The organism is Mucilaginibacter litoreus (assembly GCF_042676805.1).
Taxonomy (GTDB): Bacteria; Bacteroidota; Bacteroidia; order Sphingobacteriales; family Sphingobacteriaceae; genus Mucilaginibacter; species Mucilaginibacter litoreus.
On sequence record NZ_JBHTHZ010000001.1, the window covers coordinates 402,834 to 423,872 of the forward strand.

Consider the following 21,039-nt stretch of genomic DNA (forward strand, 5'->3'; position numbering starts at 1 on the left):
AACTAATTTATTAATAACCCGGATTTTGTTTCAGGTTAGGGTTGGTGTCAACCGCACGTTGTGGTATCGGATACAAAGTGCGTGTTTTATCAGAAGCGTTAGGGCGCTGATCAACAGGATCGTTAAACTTACCGAAACGGATCAGGTCGTTTCTTCTCCAACCTTCCCAATAAAGCTCGTGGCCACGTTCCATAAGCATATCAGCTTCGTTCACTGCAGTAAGCGGCGCAATGCCACGAGGAGCTCGCACGCTGTTTACCAATGATAATGCAGTTGCACCTTCCGGATCTGTACCGCCTCGCATTATAGCTTCTGCTTTCATCAATACAACATCCGCATAACGTAAAATTACATAATCGTTAGGGTTGTGGTCTTCGTCTGTTTTCCAGATGTTATCCTTGTCATTATGAACAGGTTTTGGAAAGTATTTAAACACCCTGATACCTTGAGCTTCAGTAGAAAAGTTAAGATTTACGTTTTCAGTAAAAATCAATGGCTGGCCACCTCTTTGTTTCAAGTCAACCAAACCACCACCTACTTTAGGCCCTTTTTGCTGACCAACTGCAAAACCGGTTCTTATACCTATCAGTTCTGTTAAACCCGGATATGCTATACCGCGACGTTCGTCTTTTTCATCAAATGATTTGTAAAAATCAGCTAAAGTAGTAAAACCGTTCCATCCGTCAGGAGTCTGGTTATAGTGTGCACCCATTCTCCAGCGGTTGTTGGCATTTGCTACCACTCTTGTTTCAGAGTTTGCTATACCAAATATATTTTCGGTTGATTTTTCTGTATTGTCCCAGGCAAAATCCTGAAAATACTTATTTGCACCTTCAATAGTATAACCGGCAGCCTCTACAATGTTACAGTTTTCAATAACCTTATCCATGTCTGCTTTTTCAAAAGTAAACGGCCCACCAACCTGTGCTGCTGTATAAACAGCTTTGTTAAGGTAAACCTTAGCTAAAAGGGCTGCTGCAGCCGCTTTGCTTGCTATGCCTATGTTTGCAGATGCACCAAGGTTAGCCTTAGCAAACTCAAGATCCTGGATAATAAAATCGGTTGCTTCAGCACGGTTATAAACTTTTGGCAGATCATCAGGAGATGAAGCCGGATCGCGGAAAGGCGCCTGGCCGTACAAGTCAACAATCTGGAACATAAAGTAGGCCCTTAAAAAGCTCGCTTGTCCTTTTATTGAATTGTCAGTAGCGGTACTGATAACCTGTGTAGCACGGAAAACCCCGATATTTAACTGATCCCAGGTATCATTTATCTGGTTGTGCGTAGCATCCCAGCTATGGGTATGCAGCTTTCTCCAGGTACCAAAGTCGCCCCAGTCGGTACCGCGGGTTGGCCCCATCATCTCATCTGTTGAATGCTCTTGCAAAGCGTATGTGTTAGCTTGATCTGTCTGGCCGTTCAACTGCGCGTAAACACCATTTAAATCTGATGCTGATGCTGGCTTGGTAGCATCATATGCAGTCTTGGAACCATATAATTGTTCGTTAAGCTTGGTACAACTTAAAGCTGATACCGCTAGTAAGGTGCAAGCTGCTATGTTGATCTTTATATGTAATCTTTTCATATTATTATTTATTAAAAACCTGCGTTTAATCCTAAAGTAAATGTGCGTGCACTTGGGTAAGCTGTGTAATCTATACCACGTGACGGAACTTCGTTTCTGGCTTTATTGGTGTTGATCTCCGGATCAATACCGCTGTAGCCTGTGATAAGGGCAAGGTTCTGGCCTGCAAGGCTAACTCTTAAACTCTTAATAGCACTGTTAGCGCCCATGTTGAAGGTATAACCCAACGATACGTTAGATACTCTTAAGAAATCACCTTTTTCAAGGAAGCGGGTTGATACATCTCCAGAGTTTAATGGATTTTCGTTGCTGTTTGCTACTTCTCTTGTTACGTTACGACCGCTTAATAGGTTGCCTTTCAGAAAATAAGCGTTTGCAGTGTTGTTGTAAATATAGAAACCGGTCTGAGCATTTAGGAACACGCTTAAATTCCAGTTACCGTAGCTAAAATTATTGGTTAAACCAGCTGTAAATGTTGGTAACGCGCTACCTACTATAACTGTTTTATCAATAGCCGTAGGGTTGTTGTTGAAACCGTTTTCATCAAGGCCGGTGTAAGTACCTACTTTGAATGAGAATAATGGCTGATTGTTGGTTATAACCTGTGAATAAGCACCTGATAAACCCTGGCCATCAATGTTACCGGTAATTACGTTACCGTTGCCAAACTTAGTCATTCTGTTTTTCAGCAGGGTCATGTTATAGGCAACATTCCAGTTGAATTTGTTACCTCTGATAGCTTCGAAATTTAAACCAAGCTCAACACCGGTATTTTTTACGATACCTGGCAGGTTAACCCATCTTCTGGAAAATGCAGCAGGTTGCGCATAATCCTGGAAGAACAGAAGGTCTTTGGTAGATTTATTAAAGTAATCAATTGTACCACTTAACCTTCCATCAAGTACAGCGAAGTCTACACCCGCGCCATAAGCCGTTGTGGTTTCCCATCTTAAATTGGGGCTTGGCGGGTTAATAATAACTGTTGAGTTGTTATACTGTAACTGCTGAACTGCTATTGAAGCATAAGCAGGGAACTCCTGGTTACCGGTTTTACCCCAGTTTAAGCGAAGGCTCAGGTCACTGAAAATTCCTTTAGGCGCAAAGCTTTCATTCATTATTTTCCACTTGAATGAGGCTGCTGGGAAAGTAGCGTATTTGTTATTAGCACCAAATTTTGATGAACCGTCCCTACGTACGGTAACTGTGAACAAATATTTGTCTTTGAAAGAGTAAAATACACGCCCAAAGAATGACTGTAATTCAGTTTTTGTACTATCACCGGTTGGGTATGGCAAGCGCTCTGCAAAAGAATTAATATCTTTTACATATTTATCATTTACCAGGCCCCATGCTATATCATTAACACCATAGTTTCTGTAGCTATAGTATGAGTAACCTGCCAATGCAGTCAACTGACTATTGTCGCTCCACTTTTTATCATAGTTTAATGTGTGCTCAATGGTGAAGTTCTTTAATTTCTGGTCCTGATAGATAGCGCGACCATTACCTAATACGGCAGAAATCGTCTGGTTACGGTAGCCTGAGCTTCCGGTATAGCCCGGCAAATTAGGATCAAAGAATGTTTTTCTTTCACCTTTTGAATAGTCGTATCCGGCTGAAGCCTTGTAAGACAGGTTTTTTGTCAGGTTAAAGGTTGCAGTAAGATTAGTTAAATAACGATTGATATTATCTCTGTCGTCGATACCTTCAATTAAAGCAACAGGGTTACGGTATGATGATGAGAAACCGGCATTCCAACTACCGTCTTCATTGTAAACCGGCAAAGTAGGGTTAGCTTGCAAGGTTGCGCCTATCAAGCTACCCTCAAAACCTGCGTTGTTAGTTATCTGAGCGTATTTGTTTTTAACGTTTGATGCCAAGAAGTTCAGATCAAGCCTGATGAAATTGTTAAATAACGATTGGTTGGCATTTAAACGGCCGGTTAAACGCTTTAAGCCCGACTCCTTAATAGTACCATTTTGATTATCATAACCAACAGACGCGCGGTAGCTTGATTTATCGGTACCGCCGCCTAAGGCAACGTTATAGCTTTGGCTGATACCTGTACGGAAAATCTGATCCTGCCAGTTAGTATTTGCACCAGCATCTACTGCAGTAGCATCTGCACCTGTAGCAGCTACACCGGCTAAGAATTGATCGCGGTTTAACAAATCGTAACGTTTGGCTACATTAGATACACTTGTGTTGGCAGTGAACTGAATGCCCTGACCCTTGCGGCCTTTACGGGTAGTAATTAAAACTACACCATTAGCACCACGTGAACCATATATTGCCTGAGAAGACGCGTCTTTTAATACGCTGATATTTTCGATATCATTAGGGTTTAAGAAGGCCAGCGGGTTACGTGCGCTTGATGAACCTGCACCAGCGTCAAAACCGCCCGAAGTACCACTGTTATCCAATGGCACACCATCAATAACATAAAGCGGATCTGTACCTGCCCTGATAGAACTGGTACCACGAATGTTAATTGTTGCTGCTGCGCCTGGTTCGCCACTTGCCGAGCTTACCTGTACACCAGCGATACGCCCCTGTAGCAACTGGTCTGGAGTAGCAATAACCCCTCTGTTGAAATCTTTAGAACTTAAAGATGATACCGAACCGGTTGCATCCTTAACCCGTTGGGTACCATAACCTACCACAACAACTTCGCTAAGACTGGTACTTGCAGTTTGCAAACTTACATTAAGTGTTGTTTGGCCATTTAAAGGTACGGTTAGGGCATTGTACCCGATGTAAGAAAAATTAAGGCTGGTAACGCTTGCCGGTACAGACAGCCTGAATGTACCGTCAGCACCGGTTAGGGTACCAATGCCCCCGGCTGCGCCTACTGATACGCCAACAAGCGGCGAATTGTCTTTTTTGTCGGTTACCTTACCTGTAATTACTTTGTTCTGTGCCAGTACCGGCTGAACAAACAGGGAGGCCAAAGCAAAAAAACATAGGGTGAGTAAGTGTTTAAATTGCATAGTTTGTGGTTTAATTGATGAATTGGTTATATAAGGTCTTGTATAAAATTATAAAATACACGCATAACAAAGCTGTATTGCAAATCACATAAGTAACGCACTTACAGCCTCCACCCGGAACAACTTTCCGGAAAAATTTTAACTATATATTGGTCTTTATTGGTTTATAATGCTCTTATCAGGAGCTAAAATTAAATGTCTAAAAAGTAATCAACTTATTAAAACACCTTTTCTTTATACAAATATGTATGTCTTGAGTGTCATTAACTACTACTTTGCCTTATTTATTTAAAAATATAAGCTTTATAAATATTAAATAGCTACAAATCAGACACTTAAATATCAATCGTTATCTAAAAATATAAAGGCTTTACAAGCTTTTTTAACCCTTTTTTCTAAAAAATATATCTTAAATAGTTTTTAAAAAAATATAGGGTGATGTCAAATGATTTTATTCAATTATATCAACCGCTTTTATATCCATTATTCTTTGTTCAAAAATTTCCGGATTTTTCGCTTTTGCTTTTATCCGCATTTTGTATACATAAATAGTGTTTACAGAGTATTCCAGTATCTTAGCAATGGTTTCATTATCATTGATACCCATTCTTATTAAAGCAAAGATCCGAAGATCGGTATTTAACACCTCGTGCTCATGAGGCCATATCTGGTCTTTTTCTTCAAACTGTGAGTTGAATACCGAAATGAAATTGGGAAAGATCTTTAAAAAAATATGATCAAAGCTATGGTATAAAATTTCACGTTCCTTTTTAATATTGATCTCATTGATCATTACACGGATGTCATCATACTTTTTTATAGATAGCTTGGTGTCTACAGACATTTTCAGTTTTTCCAGCTTCAAAATATAGCCCGAAATGATCTTGAAAAACTGGCCGATATACTCTTCTTTAATGGTAGCATCTTCAACCAGTTTGTAATTAATATCCTTTAGCTGGATGTTTTTTTCTTCGATGATACGTTCCTTATGCTTTAACTTACCTAATTGCTTATATATCATTACCAGAAATATAATAACCAATGATGCAAGGGCTGTTATTGCGGCAAGGTAAATGAGTATCGTATTTTTTTCTTTTTCAGAATGGTTCAATTCTTCGGCGGCTACAGCGGGCAAAATAGCACCTATTTGTATTTTCCGCTGCCTGGCGCCATAAAAGTCGGCATCGGCTTTTGCCATTTGTATAAATGTGTACGCATCTTTAACATTACCTGTTTTATATAGCTGCTCGGCAAGCGTAAACATGGCTACGGTTTCTTTAGTGGACGATTTAATATCTGCAATAGCCGAATTGATAAGCAGGTTTATGCCCTGCCGCTGTGTGCCGCTGCTGATGTATATTTGCCCGAGCGAACAGGTTATCATGGCCCGTAAATGCATAGATACCGGCGCATCTGATGATATAAGCTTACCAAGCTCTTCAGATCCCTTTTGCAGATCGTTATTCCCGATATGTTTTAACCCTGTGTAATAAATATGTTCTACAGAGCCAGCCTGGGTCAGGCTGATAGCCGAGTCGATATACGCATTGCCCGCTTTAATATAGTCAGGTGTAAAATACCTATCATTATTGTACCTGGCCAGGTCGCTGTTACAGCGGTACATAATAAAATAGTATTCCTTCCGCATCGAGTCGTTCAGTACTTTTGGGTTAATCATACGCATACTGTCAAAGGTTTCTTTGAACATTCCGGATGACAGTAAAATAAACCCAAGCTTAATCTGGCTGTAATAAGCCCGGGACATGTCGTTCATTACAACGCTAAGGTCTTTCAGCTTATTAACATATACGTAGGCCGAATCATACTGGTAAGACTTGTACTCGTCATACAGCTTAACACATAGTTCATATTGCTTTGTATAATCGTTTGCAGGGGTAAGCTGTTGTTTGTTTTTTAACTGACGGATACGCGCCTGCTTTGCATTATCATAAACATGCTTGCGGTTAATTTCGTTTTTTAAAGCTGCTAATAAACTGTCTGTATCGTTACTATGTGATATACCCGGATAAATAACAAGTAGTGTAAACAGTACCCGCAACAACAGTTTCATATAATTGGTCTAAACAGGGGATGGTTAACAATTGCTGCCTGAGCTGCAATTTTCCCGAACGTAATATTAGCAATTATCCGCCGAATTAAACCCGTATCCATGTTTTTTATAAAAAACCTAATAAAAAAGCCTGCATCTTATAAAAAAGACACAGGCTTAAGTATACAGCAATAAAATTTTTAAACCTTAATAAGCTATACTTAGCTGGCTGCTGCTGTTTTTAAAAACAAGGCTTTTGATTTTTTCACCTTCTACAGGGTTTGATAATCCCGTAGGGTCAAAACGCGAAATGGGCACCATTAGCGCCTGGAAATCGTTTACAGCCTGCATCGCTTTGTTATTTACTTTGACACTTAGGCCTGCTTCGCCGAAACCATGCAGCATCAGTTTAATGTTACTGAATTTTGATTTGGCCGATCCGTCTACACTACTTAAGATGATCGTTTTTTTTGCGGGATTATAAGTAATTGTACGTTTGTAATAACCCCCTTTCTCATAATCAAAGCTTGCACCATCATCTTCGTAGTAAACAAATTTATTATTTACATCTCCTTTATAAACATGCAGGTACAAAGTATCAGCAGGGGTTTCTGTGGTGTTTTGTATCTGCGATTGCATAGGTATTATGCTACTTTCTTTAACATATACCGGCAATTTAGAAGTATACAGGTCGATGCCGGTTTTTTGGTTGCCCTGCTGTACGGCACCGGTATATAAATCATACCACTTACCTGCAGGAAAATACAACTTACCAAAGTTGGTTACACCATCAAACGGAAATACCAGGAAAGCTTTACCGAACATGTACTGATTATCATACTGCCCGCTATAAATATTTTCGTCATGCGTATAATCAATAGCCAGCGAGCGCATTATAGGGCTGCCGGTTTGTGTGGCTTCATAAAAGCTTGAGTATATGTATGGCAGCAAGCGGTAACGCAGGTTAATGTAATTACGGGTAATTTCCATTACCTCTTCGCCATAGGCCCATGGCTCAGATGCTTTTGAGTTGATACCGGAGTGGTTACGGAAATACGGGTTAAAGGCACCTATCTGCATCCAGCGTGCATAAAGCGACGGTGACGCGCCACCCGTAAAGCCCCCAACATCCATACCCGCAAAAGGCACACCGCTAAGGCCAAGGCTATTCATTAAACGCACGCCCAGCAGCATATGGTCATTTTCAGCACGGTTATCGCCTGTCCAGATGGCAGCATAACGCTGTAGGCCTGCGTAGCCGGAGCGGGTCAGGATAAAAGGGCGCTTGTTTTCACGCGCGGCCTTGTAGCCCTCATAACTGGCGCGTATCATCTCTAAACCATAAACGTTATGCACCTGCGGGTGTGCGGCCCCCTTACCCTCATAACTGAACAGGATATTATCCGGCACTTTCTGGCCCCAGGTGCTAAACTCATTCATATCATTCCAGATACCGCTAATACCTTCGGCCGCGTACTTTTTCAGCTCGTTACCCCAAAAAGCCCTACCCTTTGGATCTGTAAAATCCGGAAAGTGGCACCATCCCGGCCATACCTGCCCGGTATAGTATGTACCATCGGGGTATTTGGCAAAAATATCATCTTTAACACCGCGCTCATAGGTACCGTAACCTTTCTCAACCTTAATACCGGGGTCAACTATCAGTGTTACTTTAAAGCCCATGTCACCCAGTTTTTTGGTCATTCCGGCAGGGTCCGGGAAGCGGTCTGCATCCCAGGTAAATACTTTGTACTTATCCATGTAATGGATATCCAGGGTGATGCCGTCTGCCGGAATTCTTTTTTCGCGCAGGGTTTGTGCTATCCGGAACACCTCTGTTTGCGGATAGTAACTATAACGGTTTTGCTGGTAACCCAGGCTCCACAGGGGCGGTAACTTCATTAACCCGGTAAGGGAGGTGTATGATTTAATGATATCGGCAATATGCGTGTGATAAATAAAATAATAATTCATTTCGCCGCCCTTTGCGCCAAAGGAAGAGAAACGGTTATTGCTGGCACCGAAGTTAAAATCGCTTTGCCAGGTGTTATCAAAAAATATCCCGTAGTTAACGTTATGATGCACACCAATATAAAAAGGTATGGTAGAGTAGATAGGGTCCTGATTGGTGGTATAAGCGTAGGTATCGCTGTTCCAGTGGGTGTAAGCATTGCCTTTTCTGTCCAACGGCCCTGTCTTCTCGCCTAATCCTATAAAATGCTCGTTATCCTGCATGTGTTTATAGGTAGTGACCGATTCATTGACCCACGAGGTTGTTAAACCCGGCTCGTCTGCATTGATCACTTCACCATTTAGCGTGCTGAAAGTAACCTGGTATGGATTCTTTCTGATGTTAACTTTGAGCGAATCTGTGACAAGATTGATCTCATCATTGTTTTGCGTTACAGTTACCTTTGTTTTTACCGGTTTACCTATAACCGCATAAGAAAAATCGTCGGCCAGCTTTTGCTTATCCATACGCACCCTTACAATGTTAGGGCTATATACCGCAAGCTTTACAAAAGCATTTTGCGTAGTGATATCTATTTCCTGATCGTTTATGGTTGTAGCAGTTACGTTACCAGCCTGCTTTACTCCGTTTTGAGCATGTAAAAATCCGCTGCAGAGGGTGAAAAGCACTGCAAGGGCGAAGGCACTATTAAGTTTCATGGCGTTATTAAAAGGTTTATAAATGGTTGACCGGCGTGCTATGAGCTAACCCTTTTTCCGGGGGATGAAATTAAAACACATCAGCCGCTTAACCTATCAATATAAAGCCAATCGAATTTTTTATAACGCAAAAACCCTCTGATTTTAGTGTTCAGAGGGTTTTTAAGCGTTTACCGGGGTAAAAATATAAGATGAAATATCAACGCGAGGAGAAAAATTTGATGTCAATAATTGGCAAGGACCGTAATGTTATCGCTTATGGGTGATATTTTTTCACGACCGTTTAAAAAGCTTAATCCTACTACAAAGCTAAACCCGGACACGATACCACCCATTTCCTGTATAAGCTGGCTTGCGGCCGTTACGGTGCCCCCTGTAGCAAGCAGGTCGTCATGAATAAGGATATGATCTCCCGGTTTAAAAGCATCTGTATGTATCTCGATTGTGGCCGAGCCATATTCAAGCTCATAAATTTTCTGTTTTACTGTGTGTGGCAACTTCCCAGCTTTGCGTACCGGTATAAACGGTACTCCTAATTTAGTGGCCAGTGTTAACCCAAATAAAAAACCCCGGCTTTCTACACCGGCTACACCATCTATTTGTAAACCTTGCAATCTTGCAATAAAAACATCTATGATACTTTCGCATAACCCGGGGCTTTGCAATATCGGGGTGATATCTTTAAATACGATACCTGGTTTCGGAAAATCCGGTATATCACGAATGACTGTCTTTATCTGCTGCTCTATCATTTAAAAATTAAATAAGGTTCAATTTTACGCAAAATCTGCTCATCTATAATGGCAATATTTTTTAAGTCATCAACAGAGGTATAGCTGCCGTGCTGGTTACGGTATTCAATAACTGCATTCACCTGCTTATAGTTCAAATAAGGCATTAGCCTTAACTTATCAAAAGTAATGGTATTTATATCCAGCCGCCTGATCAGCCTGGGGTTTACCTTAACCTGGCCTTTGATTTCATCATATTTCAGCTCATCAAGCCCAAAAACTTCTTTCAATTGCTCTTTTGAAACAAAGCCACCTAACCTTTGCCGGTAGTAAATAATCCGTTTGGCAAACGCCGGGCCTACACCTTGTATCCTGGTAAGCGTAGCAGAATCAGCCGTGTTGATTTCAATAACTTCAACAACGGCTGGCTTATGATCCGGGATAATCATAAATGGCGCTAAACGTACATAATCTATCTTTGTCAAACCATAAATTTTCTGCAGATCTTCAGCTTTGCGGAATCTGCCACCCTTTGATACATAATTTTTGATTGTGGCAGCCTGCTTCGCGGTCAATCCCATTTTTTGCCAATCGGCAGTTGATGCGGTATTAGGGTTAAATTTATTAAGCTTGGCCGGTGCAATGTCTTTACCTGGCAAATTCGCCTTTTCCAACTCGGCAACGGCTTTATTAAATTCGTTAATATTAACTACTGTATCATCCTTGTATACCAAATTATGTAGGTAGGGCAACGTTAGTGTTAATGCTATAAGTGCCGACAGTACTACAAGACCGTTCCATTCTCTTTTTGTGATAGCCAGGTGCTCTTTTAATTGCGGTTTCAAATTAGAATGGATTTAAAAAGGGGTTAATTTAGTAAATTTGTGAACGTTATACACAGTTATGGAAATAATAAGCACCGAAGAGTTTGCTAAAGCAACCAAACTTGATAAGCTAAGAATGCCTGGCCTCGCTTCCCTGTTGATGGAACTAATGAAAATCAATCAGGTTAATAAGCTTTTTGCCCAGGCACAGCCAAAAGTGGGCCCCGAGTTTGTTGACGCCATACTTGAGGGCTGCGGAATAACCATTGATTTTGATGAGCAGGAACTTAAAAACCTACCCAAAGACGGTGCATTCATAGCCATAGCAAACCACCCGTACGGAGGCATAGAAGGCATGGTGCTGTTAAAGATACTGACCATGGCCCGGGACGATGCGAAGTTAATGGCCAACTTCATATTAAAAAAAATACCTAACCTGGCCGATTACTTCATTGCCGTAAACCCTTTTGAAAATGTTGAGCATTCCTCAAGCATAAGCGGGCTTAAAACCACATTGGAACTATTGGCAAACGGAACGCCTATAGGTATATTCCCGGCCGGAGAGGTTTCTACTTTTAAGGTAGAGAAACGTGAAATTACTGATCGCCTTTGGCACCCCGTGGTAGGTAAAATCATTGCAAAGGCAAAGGTGCCGGTGGTACCCATCTATTTTCATGGAAACAACGGGTTGTTGTTCAATCTGCTTAGCCTTATCCACCCAACATTGCGCACGGCTAAACTGCCCTCAGAGCTGTTTAACAAACATGGCCATACCATTAAGCTGCGCATTGGCAAGCCCATTAAGTTTGCTGATATACCTGACAATAATAACAGCGGAAAAATACTCAACTATCTGCGCGCTAAAACTTATGCTTTGGGAGCCGGGCTGGATGAAGAAAAAAGGCTTTTTAATCCACGCAATCTTTTTAAAATTAAAAAGCTCCCTACAGCCATAGTGCCCCAAACACCTGCGGATAGACTGGAAAAAGAGGTTGTGCCCCTGCGCGACAGCTACCGGGTTTGGGTAGAAAAAAATTATGAAGTTTTTATAACGCCAAGCTCAAAAATCCCATGTATCATACGCGAGATCGGCCGGCTGCGCGAATTGACCTTTCGAGAGGTGGGCGAAGGCACCAACAAGGAGATCGATTTGGACGAGTATGATATATATTATCACCACTTATTTATTTGGGATATGGAAGCCAAAGCCATTGTAGGCGCCTACCGCATAGGCCTGGGCGACGAGATATTTTACAGCGTAGGCAAAAAGGGATTTTACATTAATGAACTGTTTAAGCTTAAAGAACAGTTTACCCCTATCTTAAAGAAAAGCCTTGAGCTGGGCCGCTCCTGGATACGCAAGGAATATCAGCAAAAGCCATTGCCGCTATTTTTGTTATGGAAAGGTATTTTAAAATATGTTATTGATAACCCCCGCTACCGTTACCTGATAGGGCCTGTGAGTATCAGCAACTCTTTTTCCAAATTCAGCAAATCATTGATAGTGGATTATATCAACAGGAATCACTTTGACCACGAGTTGGCCCAATATGTTAAGCCGCGTAAAAAATTCAAGGTTAATTTTGAGAATATTGATACCGATGCCCTGCTTGCTGCCGGCGACTCTTTTAAAGGACTTGACGCGCTGATATCTGAGGTGGAAACGCATAGCATGAAGATACCTGTATTGCTGCGCCAATATATAGGCCTTAACGCCAAAATAATCAGCTTTAACATAGATCCCAAATTCGCCGATTGCCTCGATGGTTTCCTGGTGCTCGATCTGCAGAAGGTTCCGCAGGATATGCTGGAGAAACTGGGTAAGAACTTATAACCCGAAACGTCCTTTCGAGTAACGAAGCAATCTGCCAATGCCGCATTTTAGGAAGGTGGCGTTGGGTTCTTCAGGCTTGTTTTGTTTGAATTTAATACGCTCAACTATTATCCAAGAGCGGTGGGCCGACGAAAAACCGGGGCCGATGGGTGAGGCTGTGCGGAGGTAGGATTTTTTTGTCTTGAATTATTCGCTACGCTCATGAGAACGCTTCGCTTAGTCTTGCTTCCTTTTGTATCAAGACAAAAGAAGTAGCCCCCGCGGCAATGAGCGGACTAACGTTAACCAAAGCATTAACGATAACATTCGTGCTCCGTTAGGAATGGATGTGCTGTATCATCGTTGGTGGATGTTCTTTTTCTTTTGCCGGAAAAGAAAAAGAACGAAAAAGAAACCTCGCGGCCGCGCCAGCTTGCTTTGTAAGGCAGTAGTATGGCAGTGCCAGTGCTACCCGCAATCTGCCAATGCCGCATTTTAGAAGGGTGACGTTGGGTTCATCAGGCTTGCTTTGCTTTAATTTTTAATACGCTGAATTATTATTGAAGAGCGTTGGGCCGACGAAAAACCGGGGCCGATGGGCGAGGCTGTGCGGAGGTAGGATTTTTTCGTCTTGATTTTTTGCTTCCTTTTGTATCAAGACAAAAGAAGTAGCCGCCCGCGGCAATGAGCGGACTAACGTTAATCAAAGCATAAGCCATTGAGCTTATCGGCCCTTAATTTGAGAAGCTAATCAAACAACATTTATAACCCTGATGTTATAATCTTAAATCGTAACTCTAAAATCTAACTTAAAATGATAACTCCACCAGAAGAACAGGATGATATGCTGCAACAGGATGATCAGCTTGGCCAAACTGAAAACGAAGAACAAATGAGCCAGCAGGACTTACACAGTAACGGGTTCGATGATACCAATGAGGATATCGGCGAAACTGACGAAACACCTCAGGCTAACCAGGCCTATGACGCTGCAGAACCATCATACACGCTTAACCTTGATGAGGATAACCAAGCGCAGGAAAACGAGTAATATGCGCATCATTTAAAGGGATGAAGCAATCTTTTAGCAGGCTAAGGCATACAAGTTAAAAGATTGCTTCATTCTTTGATCGTAATTCTAAAATCGTACCTCGTAAATCCAAAGCTCCTTTCAGCTTTCCCCCTCAAATCATATCTTTGCCGTTGCAATGAAAATATCTTACAACTGGCTTAAAGAGTTTATTGATACCAACAAATCTCCAGAGGAGATATCACAAATACTTACAGGTACCGGCCTCGAGGTAGAGAGCCTTGAAAAAGTTCAGGCTATTCCCGGCGGGCTGGAAGGCCTTGTTATTGGCTACGTAAAAGAAACCACCCAGCATCCCAATGCCGATAGATTGAAAGTTACAAAGGTAGATGTGGGCGGCGGCGAGGACCTGCAGATTGTTTGCGGTGCCGCCAATGTTGTAGCAGGCCAAAAGGTTGTTGTAGCAACAGTAGGTACTATGGTGCACCCTACCACAGGAGAGCCTTTCAAGATCAACAAATCAAAAATTCGCGGCGAGGTATCTGAAGGTATGATCTGTGCCGAAGACGAAATAGGCCTTGGCCATAGCCACGAGGGTATAATGGTGCTGGATGCCGATGTACCCGTAGGTAAGCTGGCAAAGGAGCATTTTGAACTTAACGACGATTATCTGTACGAGATTGGCCTTACGCCAAACCGGGCTGATGCGGCCTCCCATCTGGGTACCGCCCGTGATGTTGCCGCTTTTTTAAAGCTCGCCGTTAATAAGCCTGACGTAAGCGCTTTTAAGGTTGATAGTAACGATAGCCCTATACAGGTAGTGGTTGAAAATGAAGATGCTGCGCCAAGATATTCGGGTTTAACCATCACTGATATAACGGTTGGCGAGTCGCCAAAGTGGTTAAAAGAACGTTTGGCGGTAATAGGTGTGCGCAGCATTAACAATGTGGTTGATATTACCAACTATGTATTACATGAGTTAGGCCAGCCCCTGCACGCGTTTGACGCCGATGCGATCACAGGTAATAAGGTGATTGTAAAAAACGTGGCTGAAGTCACCGTGTTTAAAACGCTGGACGAGGTAGATCGCAAACTAAGCGCTGCCGACCTGATGATATGCAATGCCGAGGAACCTATGTGTATCGCCGGTGTATTTGGCGGGGCAAAATCAGGTGTAACAGCTTCTACAAAAAGTATCTTCCTGGAAAGCGCTTATTTCAATTCGGTATCCGTACGTAAAACATCAAAAAGGCATGGCCTTAAAACGGATGCCTCTTTTCGTTTTGAGCGTGGTACCGACCCCGACATGACCGTGTTTGCACTAAAACGCGCTGCATTGCTGATACAGCAGGTTGCAGGTGGCAAGGTGTCGTCAGAGATATTTGACCATTACCCCAACCCGGTAGCGCCTTTTGATGTTGATGTTACCTATAAAAATATTGACAGGCTGATTGGTAAGGCTATCGGTAACGATACCATCAAAAGCATACTGACATCGCTTGATATCAGCATAGTTAATGAGACCGAAGAAGGCTTGTCGCTAAAAGTGCCGCCATACCGGGTTGATGTAACCCGCGAGGTAGACGTTATTGAGGAGATACTGCGTTTGTACGGTTATAACAACATTGAGATACCTACACAGATACGTGCATCACTTAATACATCCCAACGGCCGGAGAAGGATACGGTGCAGAATACCATATCAGATCTGCTTAGCGCTAATGGTTTCAACGAGATCATGGGCAACTCGCTTACTAAGCTGGCTTACTCGGACAATCCTGATGCAGCCGTAAAAATAGTAAACCCTTTGAGCAGCGACCTGGATGCCATGCGCCAAACCCTGTTGTACTCTGGCCTGGAGGCTATAGCTTATAACCAGAACCGCAGGAACGCCGACATCAAGTTTTATGAATTTGGTAAGGTTTACAGTACCAAAGAGGATAAGTACATCGAAACGCAGCGCTTCTCGATATTTATTACCGGCAACAATACGGATGAACAATGGAACCAAAAGCAACAACCGGTATCGTTTTATAACATCAAGGCTATTGTTGATGGCATTTTGCAGCGCCTTAATATAACCGATTTTGCAACTGAAGACAGCACCTGCAAAAAACTTGCTTACGGTTTACAGTATATGCTGAATGACAAGCAACTGGTGAAGTTTGGGCAGGTAGGTAAAAATGCCTTGAAAAAAGTGGACCTGGACAAAGAGGTATTTTATGCCGATTTTGATTTTGACCTGGTGTTGAAACAGGTGCGTAAAAATGTGATCGTGTACCAGGAAGTATCTAAGTTCCCGGCAGTACGCCGCGATTTAAGTATGCTGGTTGATACGGCCGTTACTTTCGGTCAGCTTAAGCAGATTGCCGCACGGGCGGATAAGAAGCTGTTAAAGGATGTAAATGTGTTTGATGTTTACCAGGGTGATAAGCTGCCTGCCGGTAAAAAGTCATACGCGCTAAGCTTTATATTGCAGGATACTGAAAAAACGCTTACCGATAAGGCGATAGACGCCATCATGCAAAAAATTATTTATAATTTAGGCAAAGAAGCAGGAGCCGAGATAAGAAAGTAATATAGTGAGTGGTTGACTGGGTGAGTAGTTAATAGTTAGATGAAACCCATTCACCCAATCAACACAATCAATAACCAAATAATGCCTTCAGTAGCAGAACAGTTAAGTAAAGTAGTAGAAAAAACGGAAAGGCTGATTGAGCTTTGCGCTGCTTTGCAGGAAGAGAACGACCTGCTTAAGCTGGAGAGCGAGGCTTTGAACGTGGCTTTAAAAGCCAGCACAAACAAGACAAAAGACCTGGAAGAAAAGCTTCGTGTATTGAAGTTGGCTAAGTCGTTTTCAGAAACAAATGAAAAAAGTGTTGACATTAAGCAAAAAATTAACGACTTTGTGCAGGAAATAGATAAGTGTATTGTATTGCTTAAAAAGTAATACAGAAAGTGAAAAGCTCAAATGGGAGAAATCTCAATAAAAATAAATATTGCTGACAGAGTTTACCCCTTAAAGGTAAACATGGAAGAAGAGGAAATAATAAGAAGGGCGGCAAAACTGATCAATGACCGTATAAAGGAATATCAGGAAAATTATGCGGTTAGAGATAAGCAGGATCTGTTATCAATGTGTGTGCTGCACTACGCAACATCATCACTAAAAGCAGATAAAAAGGTAAGCACCGAGGATAACGAGGTAGCCGACCGGGTTTATCAGTTAGATCATTTGCTGAACGATTTTTTTTCTAAACAATAACGTTCTTTAAAATAAGCGAAAAGCCGAAGCTAAAAGCAAAAAGCCATCCATAGCTTTCTGTTTTGGCCTTTTAGCTTTTAGCTGAATGAGCATTTTAAGATTTAACCGCAGTTAAATTTTAAGTTTCACTATTAAAAACTTAACGCTTCGATATCTCCGGGTCAAAATGGAGGCATGCGTTGATCGTGTATTTAACGGTAAGCCGTGATCCGATTAATCCCCGAATGGAAGTTTTAACAATACATGAACACTTAAAAATTAGTTGCGGTTTTTTTATTATATAACCTAAAAATGAACACTGTATTATACATCATCATCGGGCTGCTTGCCGGTGTCCCGACGGGAATAGTCATAGGGCGTTTCCTGCTCCGTAAATTATTTAAAGATCAGGAAATAGCAGCCCAAACTAAAGTAAAAAAGATTCTTAAGGACGCTGAAAATAACGCCGAAATACTTAAAAAGAATCGTTTGTTAGAGGCAAAAGAGAAGTTTTTGCAATTAAAGGCCGAGCACGAGCAGGAAGTAAATGCAAAAAACAACACTTTAAATCAGCGCGAAAACGGTATCAAGCAAAAGGAGCAATCCTATAATCAAAAGCTTGAGAATTTAAATCGCAAAGAGAACGAAATTGACGGCCTGCGTAAAAAACTGGAAGCCCAGCATGAAGTAGTAAACCGTAAGCAGGAAGAGGTTGAACACCTTAAAAGTCAGCATATTGCACAATTGGAAACCATTGCAGGTATTTCGGCGGAAGAAGCTAAAAACCAACTGGTGGATAACCTGCGCGAAGAAGCCCGAAGCAAAGCCATGGCCCAGATCAAGGATATTGTTGACGAGGCCAAGCTTACAGCTAACAAAGAGGCTAAAAAGATTGTTATACAAACCATACAGCGTACTGCTACAGAGGCAGCTATAGAAAATACAGTATCTATTTTTAATATAGAGAACGACGAGATAAAGGGCCGCATAATTGGCCGCGAGGGGCGTAACATACGTGCCCTGGAAGCTGCTACAGGTATAGAGATCATTGTAGATGATACCCCGGAGGCTATTATTCTTTCAGGCTTCGATCCTGTACGGCGTGAGATCGCACGATTAGCCATGCACCGTTTGGTGACAGACGGCCGTATACACCCTGCACGTATTGAGGAAGTGGTTGCCAAAACCAAAAAGCAGATAGAGGAAGAGATTGTTGAGATTGGTGAGCGTACTGTTATAGATTTGGGTATCAATGGGCTTCACCCTGAACTGATACGTATGGTTGGCCGTATGCGTTACCGTTCATCATACGGGCAAAACCTGTTGCAGCACTCGCGCGAGGTGGCTAACTTTTGCGCTACTATGGCCGCAGAACTTGGCCTTAACGTAAAGCTGGCCAAGCGTGCGGGCTTACTACATGATATTGGTAAAGTACCAGACGATAACCCTGAGCTGCCACACGCCATTTTGGGTATGCAGCTTGCAGAGAAATACAAGGAGCACCCTGAAGTTTGCAACGCCATTGGCGCACACCACGACGAGATAGAAATGACATCGATGCTATCGCCGATCATTCAGGTATGCGACGCTATTTCAGGCGCAAGGCCGGGCGCACGCCGCGAGGTGGTAGAAAGTTACATCAAACGCTTAAAAGAGCTTGAGGAGCTTGCTTTATCGTATCCTGGTGTAGAAAAAACTTTTGCTATACAGGCCGGCCGCGAGCTGCGCGTTGTAGTAGAAAGCGAAAAGATATCAGATGCGCAAAGTGAAGTGCTTGCAGCTGATATATCTAACCGTATACAAACTGAAATGACCTACCCGGGCCAGATAAAAGTTACCGTTATACGCGAAACCCGCTCGGTAGCGTTCGCAAAATAATTTAAGAGCCTCACCCAAACCCTCTCCTTAACCGGGGAGGGCTTTTTTATTTTCTGATGGGTAAAAAACATTTTAATACAACCACAAGCAAAAAAGAAGAACTTCGCCCTGTTGAGGTTTATTTTGCACGGCTTGATGCCAGTCATCAAAATCCCGCCAACAGGCTGCTGCATTACATCTGCGTGCCGCTGATGGTATTGGGTTTGCTGGGCATGGTTTGGGCCATTCCCTTTCCGCAAATAGGTTTTTTGAAGGCTTACCAGGGCTATTTCAACTGGGCATCGTTCCTGATCGCTATCACTATCTATTATTACCTTAAATTGTCTCCTTTGTTATCATATTTCATGCTGTTCCTGATGTTTGGGTTCAGCTACCTGATCATGCAGTTTGAAGTATGGGAAAAAGCCGGTGGCCCGCAATTGAGTGCTGTAAGTGTGGGTATATTGGTACTATCACTTTTAGGGCAGTACATTGGCGGTAAACTGGAGGGTAAAGAAGCATCATTTAATGATGATACCAGGCTTGTGCACCTAACGCCGCTTTGGGTGATCTACAGGCTTACACGCAGGCTAAAGCTAAGGTATTAACGAAGAAGCCTGACAAACCCAACGATGGTATTCTTAAATGCATTGGCAGATGATTGCGGGTAGCACGAACACTGCTAAAGCACTACCTTTCAAAGCAAGCTTGCGCAGTCGCAAAGTTTTCTTTGATTACTTTCTTTTGCGAAAAAAGAACGTAACATCTACTGACATTAATAAAGCACAGCCATTGCTAACTAAAAACTTTTGAGCGTTTGCTTCGTATCGCGAAGACAATGGTTTGTTACCTTCCTCAAAATTGGCAGTGACAGTGTTATGTCACCTGTATTTTCAGAGTTCTTATTATCAGCTATTTAGCTATGTTCACGATGTTCACCTGTGTGTTCGTGAACATAAGAGGATCGGGACTGCCTAATTCCCCGTGACGATGCCCTTTAAAGCAAGCCCTCATCCCCAAAGCTAAAGTAACCGTTATCAGTAATGATCAGATGATCAAGCACGTTGATATCCAGTAGCCTGCCTGCATCTGCAATTTTTTTTGTTAAGGTAAGGTCTTCCCGGCTTGGTTTCAAATTACCTGACGGATGGTTATGCACCATTATGATGGCGCTTGCCTGGTGCTGTAAGGCCATATTAAAGATTATTTTGGGGTCGGCCACGGTACCGCTAAGTCCACCCTTACTAACCAGTTCCTTGGCGATAACTTTTGACGAACGGCCAATCAGCATCAGCCAGAACTCCTCGTGATTTAGATCCATCAGGTGGCGGCGCATAATATTATAGCCGTCTTTGCTGCACTTTACTTCATCAGGCACTTTAGCCTCAATATCCCCGCGTCTGCGGCCAATTTCAAGGGCGGCTATGATAGAGATAGCTTTGGCTTCGCCTATGCCTTTAAACCTGCTCAATTCGCTTATAGAGGCTTTGCCCAACTTGTTGAGGTCATTATCATAATGATGCAGTATGCGCTTGCTTAATTCAACGGCGGTTTCGGTACGGCTGCCGCTGCCTATCAGTATGGCAATCAGTTCGGCATCCGTAAGTGCACGCCTGCCCTGCCCGCTTAATTTCTCTCTCGGGCGGTCTTCTTCGGCCCAGGCTTTTATGCTTATTTTGGTTTGATAGTGCTCCAATTGGTTAGGGATTATAGGGCCTAAAATACTGGAAAATCCGAATAAAATGCAATTGGCTCTGGAAACGCCTCTCCCAACTTTTTCCAAAGTAGAGGACTTGATAAGCGATAGCGTGAGTTAATCCGTGCGCAATAAAAAAGGGATAATGCAAAAGCACTATCCCTTTCATGAATATTATTGATCAAGCTGTTAGCTTAAGCCGTTAACAAATTTAGTAAGCTTCGATTTATTGTTAGAAGCTTTGTTTTTGTGAATAACGTTCTTTTTAGCTAAACGATCAAGCATAGAAATCACTTTAGCCAATAAAGGAGTAGCATCAGCTTTAGTAGTTGCACTTCTTAATTTTTTAACAGCGTTTCTGGTTGTTTTAGCCTGATACCTGTTACGCAGACGCTTCGCAGCATTTGCCCTGATTCTTTTGATTGATGATTTATGATTTGCCATTGTAGCTTGTTATTCTATTTTTAAGGCTGCAAATATAGTTACATAATTTTTATTGTGCAATAGTATAGCCCGAAATTTTATGCCGTAGATTAGATTTACTGAATA

General features: G+C 42.3%; 16 protein-coding genes. 7 read left to right on the top strand and 9 right to left on the bottom strand.

Features of this window, described 5'->3' with window-relative positions; genetic code table 11:
* Positions 1-10: 10 nt before the first annotated feature.
* The 6 genes from ACFQZX_RS01925 to ACFQZX_RS01950 form a co-directional block, all read right to left on the bottom strand.
* Positions 11-1,585, bottom strand: coding sequence for a RagB/SusD family nutrient uptake outer membrane protein (locus ACFQZX_RS01925; RefSeq protein WP_377111060.1), 1,575 nt, complete (start codon positions 1,583-1,585; stop codon positions 11-13).
* An 11-nt stretch (positions 1,586-1,596) separates the two neighbouring features.
* Positions 1,597-4,575 (bottom strand): SusC/RagA family TonB-linked outer membrane protein, encoded by a 2,979-nt coding sequence (locus ACFQZX_RS01930; RefSeq protein ID WP_377111061.1) that lies wholly within the window; start codon positions 4,573-4,575, stop codon positions 1,597-1,599.
* Between the two features lie 451 nt (positions 4,576-5,026).
* Positions 5,027-6,646 (bottom strand): DUF6377 domain-containing protein, encoded by a 1,620-nt coding sequence (locus ACFQZX_RS01935; RefSeq protein WP_377111062.1) that lies wholly within the window; start codon positions 6,644-6,646, stop codon positions 5,027-5,029.
* A gap of 186 nt (positions 6,647-6,832) precedes the next feature.
* Complete coding sequence (locus ACFQZX_RS01940) at positions 6,833-9,295, bottom strand: glycoside hydrolase family 31 protein (protein WP_377111063.1); 2,463 nt, start codon at positions 9,293-9,295, stop codon at positions 6,833-6,835.
* A gap of 224 nt (positions 9,296-9,519) precedes the next feature.
* Positions 9,520-10,047 (bottom strand): adenine phosphoribosyltransferase, encoded by a 528-nt coding sequence (locus ACFQZX_RS01945; protein WP_377111064.1) that lies wholly within the window; start codon positions 10,045-10,047, stop codon positions 9,520-9,522.
* On the bottom strand, positions 10,044-10,871 hold the full coding sequence (locus tag ACFQZX_RS01950) for a ComEA family DNA-binding protein (RefSeq protein WP_377111065.1): 828 nt from the start codon (positions 10,869-10,871) through the stop codon (positions 10,044-10,046). Before ACFQZX_RS01950 ends, ACFQZX_RS01945 begins: the two co-directional genes overlap by 4 nt.
* Positions 10,872-10,929: 58 nt before the next feature.
* Between ACFQZX_RS01950 and ACFQZX_RS01955 the strand changes: the two genes are divergently transcribed.
* A complete protein-coding gene (locus tag ACFQZX_RS01955; RefSeq protein WP_377111066.1) occupies positions 10,930-12,684 on the top strand; it encodes a lysophospholipid acyltransferase family protein in 1,755 nt (584 codons plus the stop codon).
* A 293-nt stretch (positions 12,685-12,977) separates the two neighbouring features.
* On the opposite strand, the gene ACFQZX_RS01960 is transcribed toward ACFQZX_RS01955, so the two are convergent.
* Positions 12,978-13,157 carry a hypothetical protein gene (locus ACFQZX_RS01960; RefSeq protein WP_377111067.1) on the bottom strand — a complete coding sequence of 60 codons (180 nt, stop codon included), beginning with the start codon at positions 13,155-13,157 and terminating at the stop codon, positions 12,978-12,980.
* Positions 13,158-13,477: 320 nt separating this feature from the next.
* Between ACFQZX_RS01960 and ACFQZX_RS01965 the strand changes: the two genes are divergently transcribed.
* From ACFQZX_RS01965 to ACFQZX_RS01990, 6 genes are all read left to right on the top strand, one after another.
* Positions 13,478-13,714, top strand: coding sequence for a hypothetical protein (locus ACFQZX_RS01965; protein WP_377111068.1), 237 nt, complete (start codon positions 13,478-13,480; stop codon positions 13,712-13,714).
* A gap of 157 nt (positions 13,715-13,871) precedes the next feature.
* On the top strand, positions 13,872-16,271 hold the full coding sequence (gene pheT, locus ACFQZX_RS01970) for a phenylalanine--tRNA ligase subunit beta (protein ID WP_377111069.1): 2,400 nt from the start codon (positions 13,872-13,874) through the stop codon (positions 16,269-16,271).
* A gap of 81 nt (positions 16,272-16,352) precedes the next feature.
* Positions 16,353-16,643: a hypothetical protein gene (locus ACFQZX_RS01975; RefSeq protein WP_377111070.1), complete on the top strand. Its 291-nt coding sequence runs from the start codon at positions 16,353-16,355 to the stop codon at positions 16,641-16,643.
* Between the two features lie 21 nt (positions 16,644-16,664).
* Complete coding sequence (locus tag ACFQZX_RS01980; RefSeq protein ID WP_377111071.1) at positions 16,665-16,958, top strand: cell division protein ZapA; 294 nt, start codon at positions 16,665-16,667, stop codon at positions 16,956-16,958.
* 291 nt (positions 16,959-17,249) lie between these two features.
* A complete protein-coding gene (gene rny / locus ACFQZX_RS01985; protein WP_377111072.1) occupies positions 17,250-18,815 on the top strand; it encodes a ribonuclease Y in 1,566 nt (521 codons plus the stop codon).
* A 56-nt stretch (positions 18,816-18,871) separates the two neighbouring features.
* Positions 18,872-19,402 (top strand): Mpo1 family 2-hydroxy fatty acid dioxygenase, encoded by a 531-nt coding sequence (locus ACFQZX_RS01990; RefSeq protein ID WP_377111073.1) that lies wholly within the window; start codon positions 18,872-18,874, stop codon positions 19,400-19,402.
* A 389-nt stretch (positions 19,403-19,791) separates the two neighbouring features.
* Here ACFQZX_RS01990 and radC read toward each other — a convergent pair whose 3' ends face one another.
* Positions 19,792-20,577, bottom strand: a complete 786-nt coding sequence (gene radC, locus ACFQZX_RS01995) for a RadC family protein (protein WP_377111074.1) — start codon at positions 20,575-20,577, stop codon at positions 19,792-19,794.
* A 102-nt stretch (positions 20,578-20,679) separates the two neighbouring features.
* On the bottom strand, positions 20,680-20,934 hold the full coding sequence (gene rpsT, locus ACFQZX_RS02000; protein ID WP_095703802.1) for a 30S ribosomal protein S20: 255 nt from the start codon (positions 20,932-20,934) through the stop codon (positions 20,680-20,682).
* Positions 20,935-21,039 lie beyond the last annotated feature (105 nt).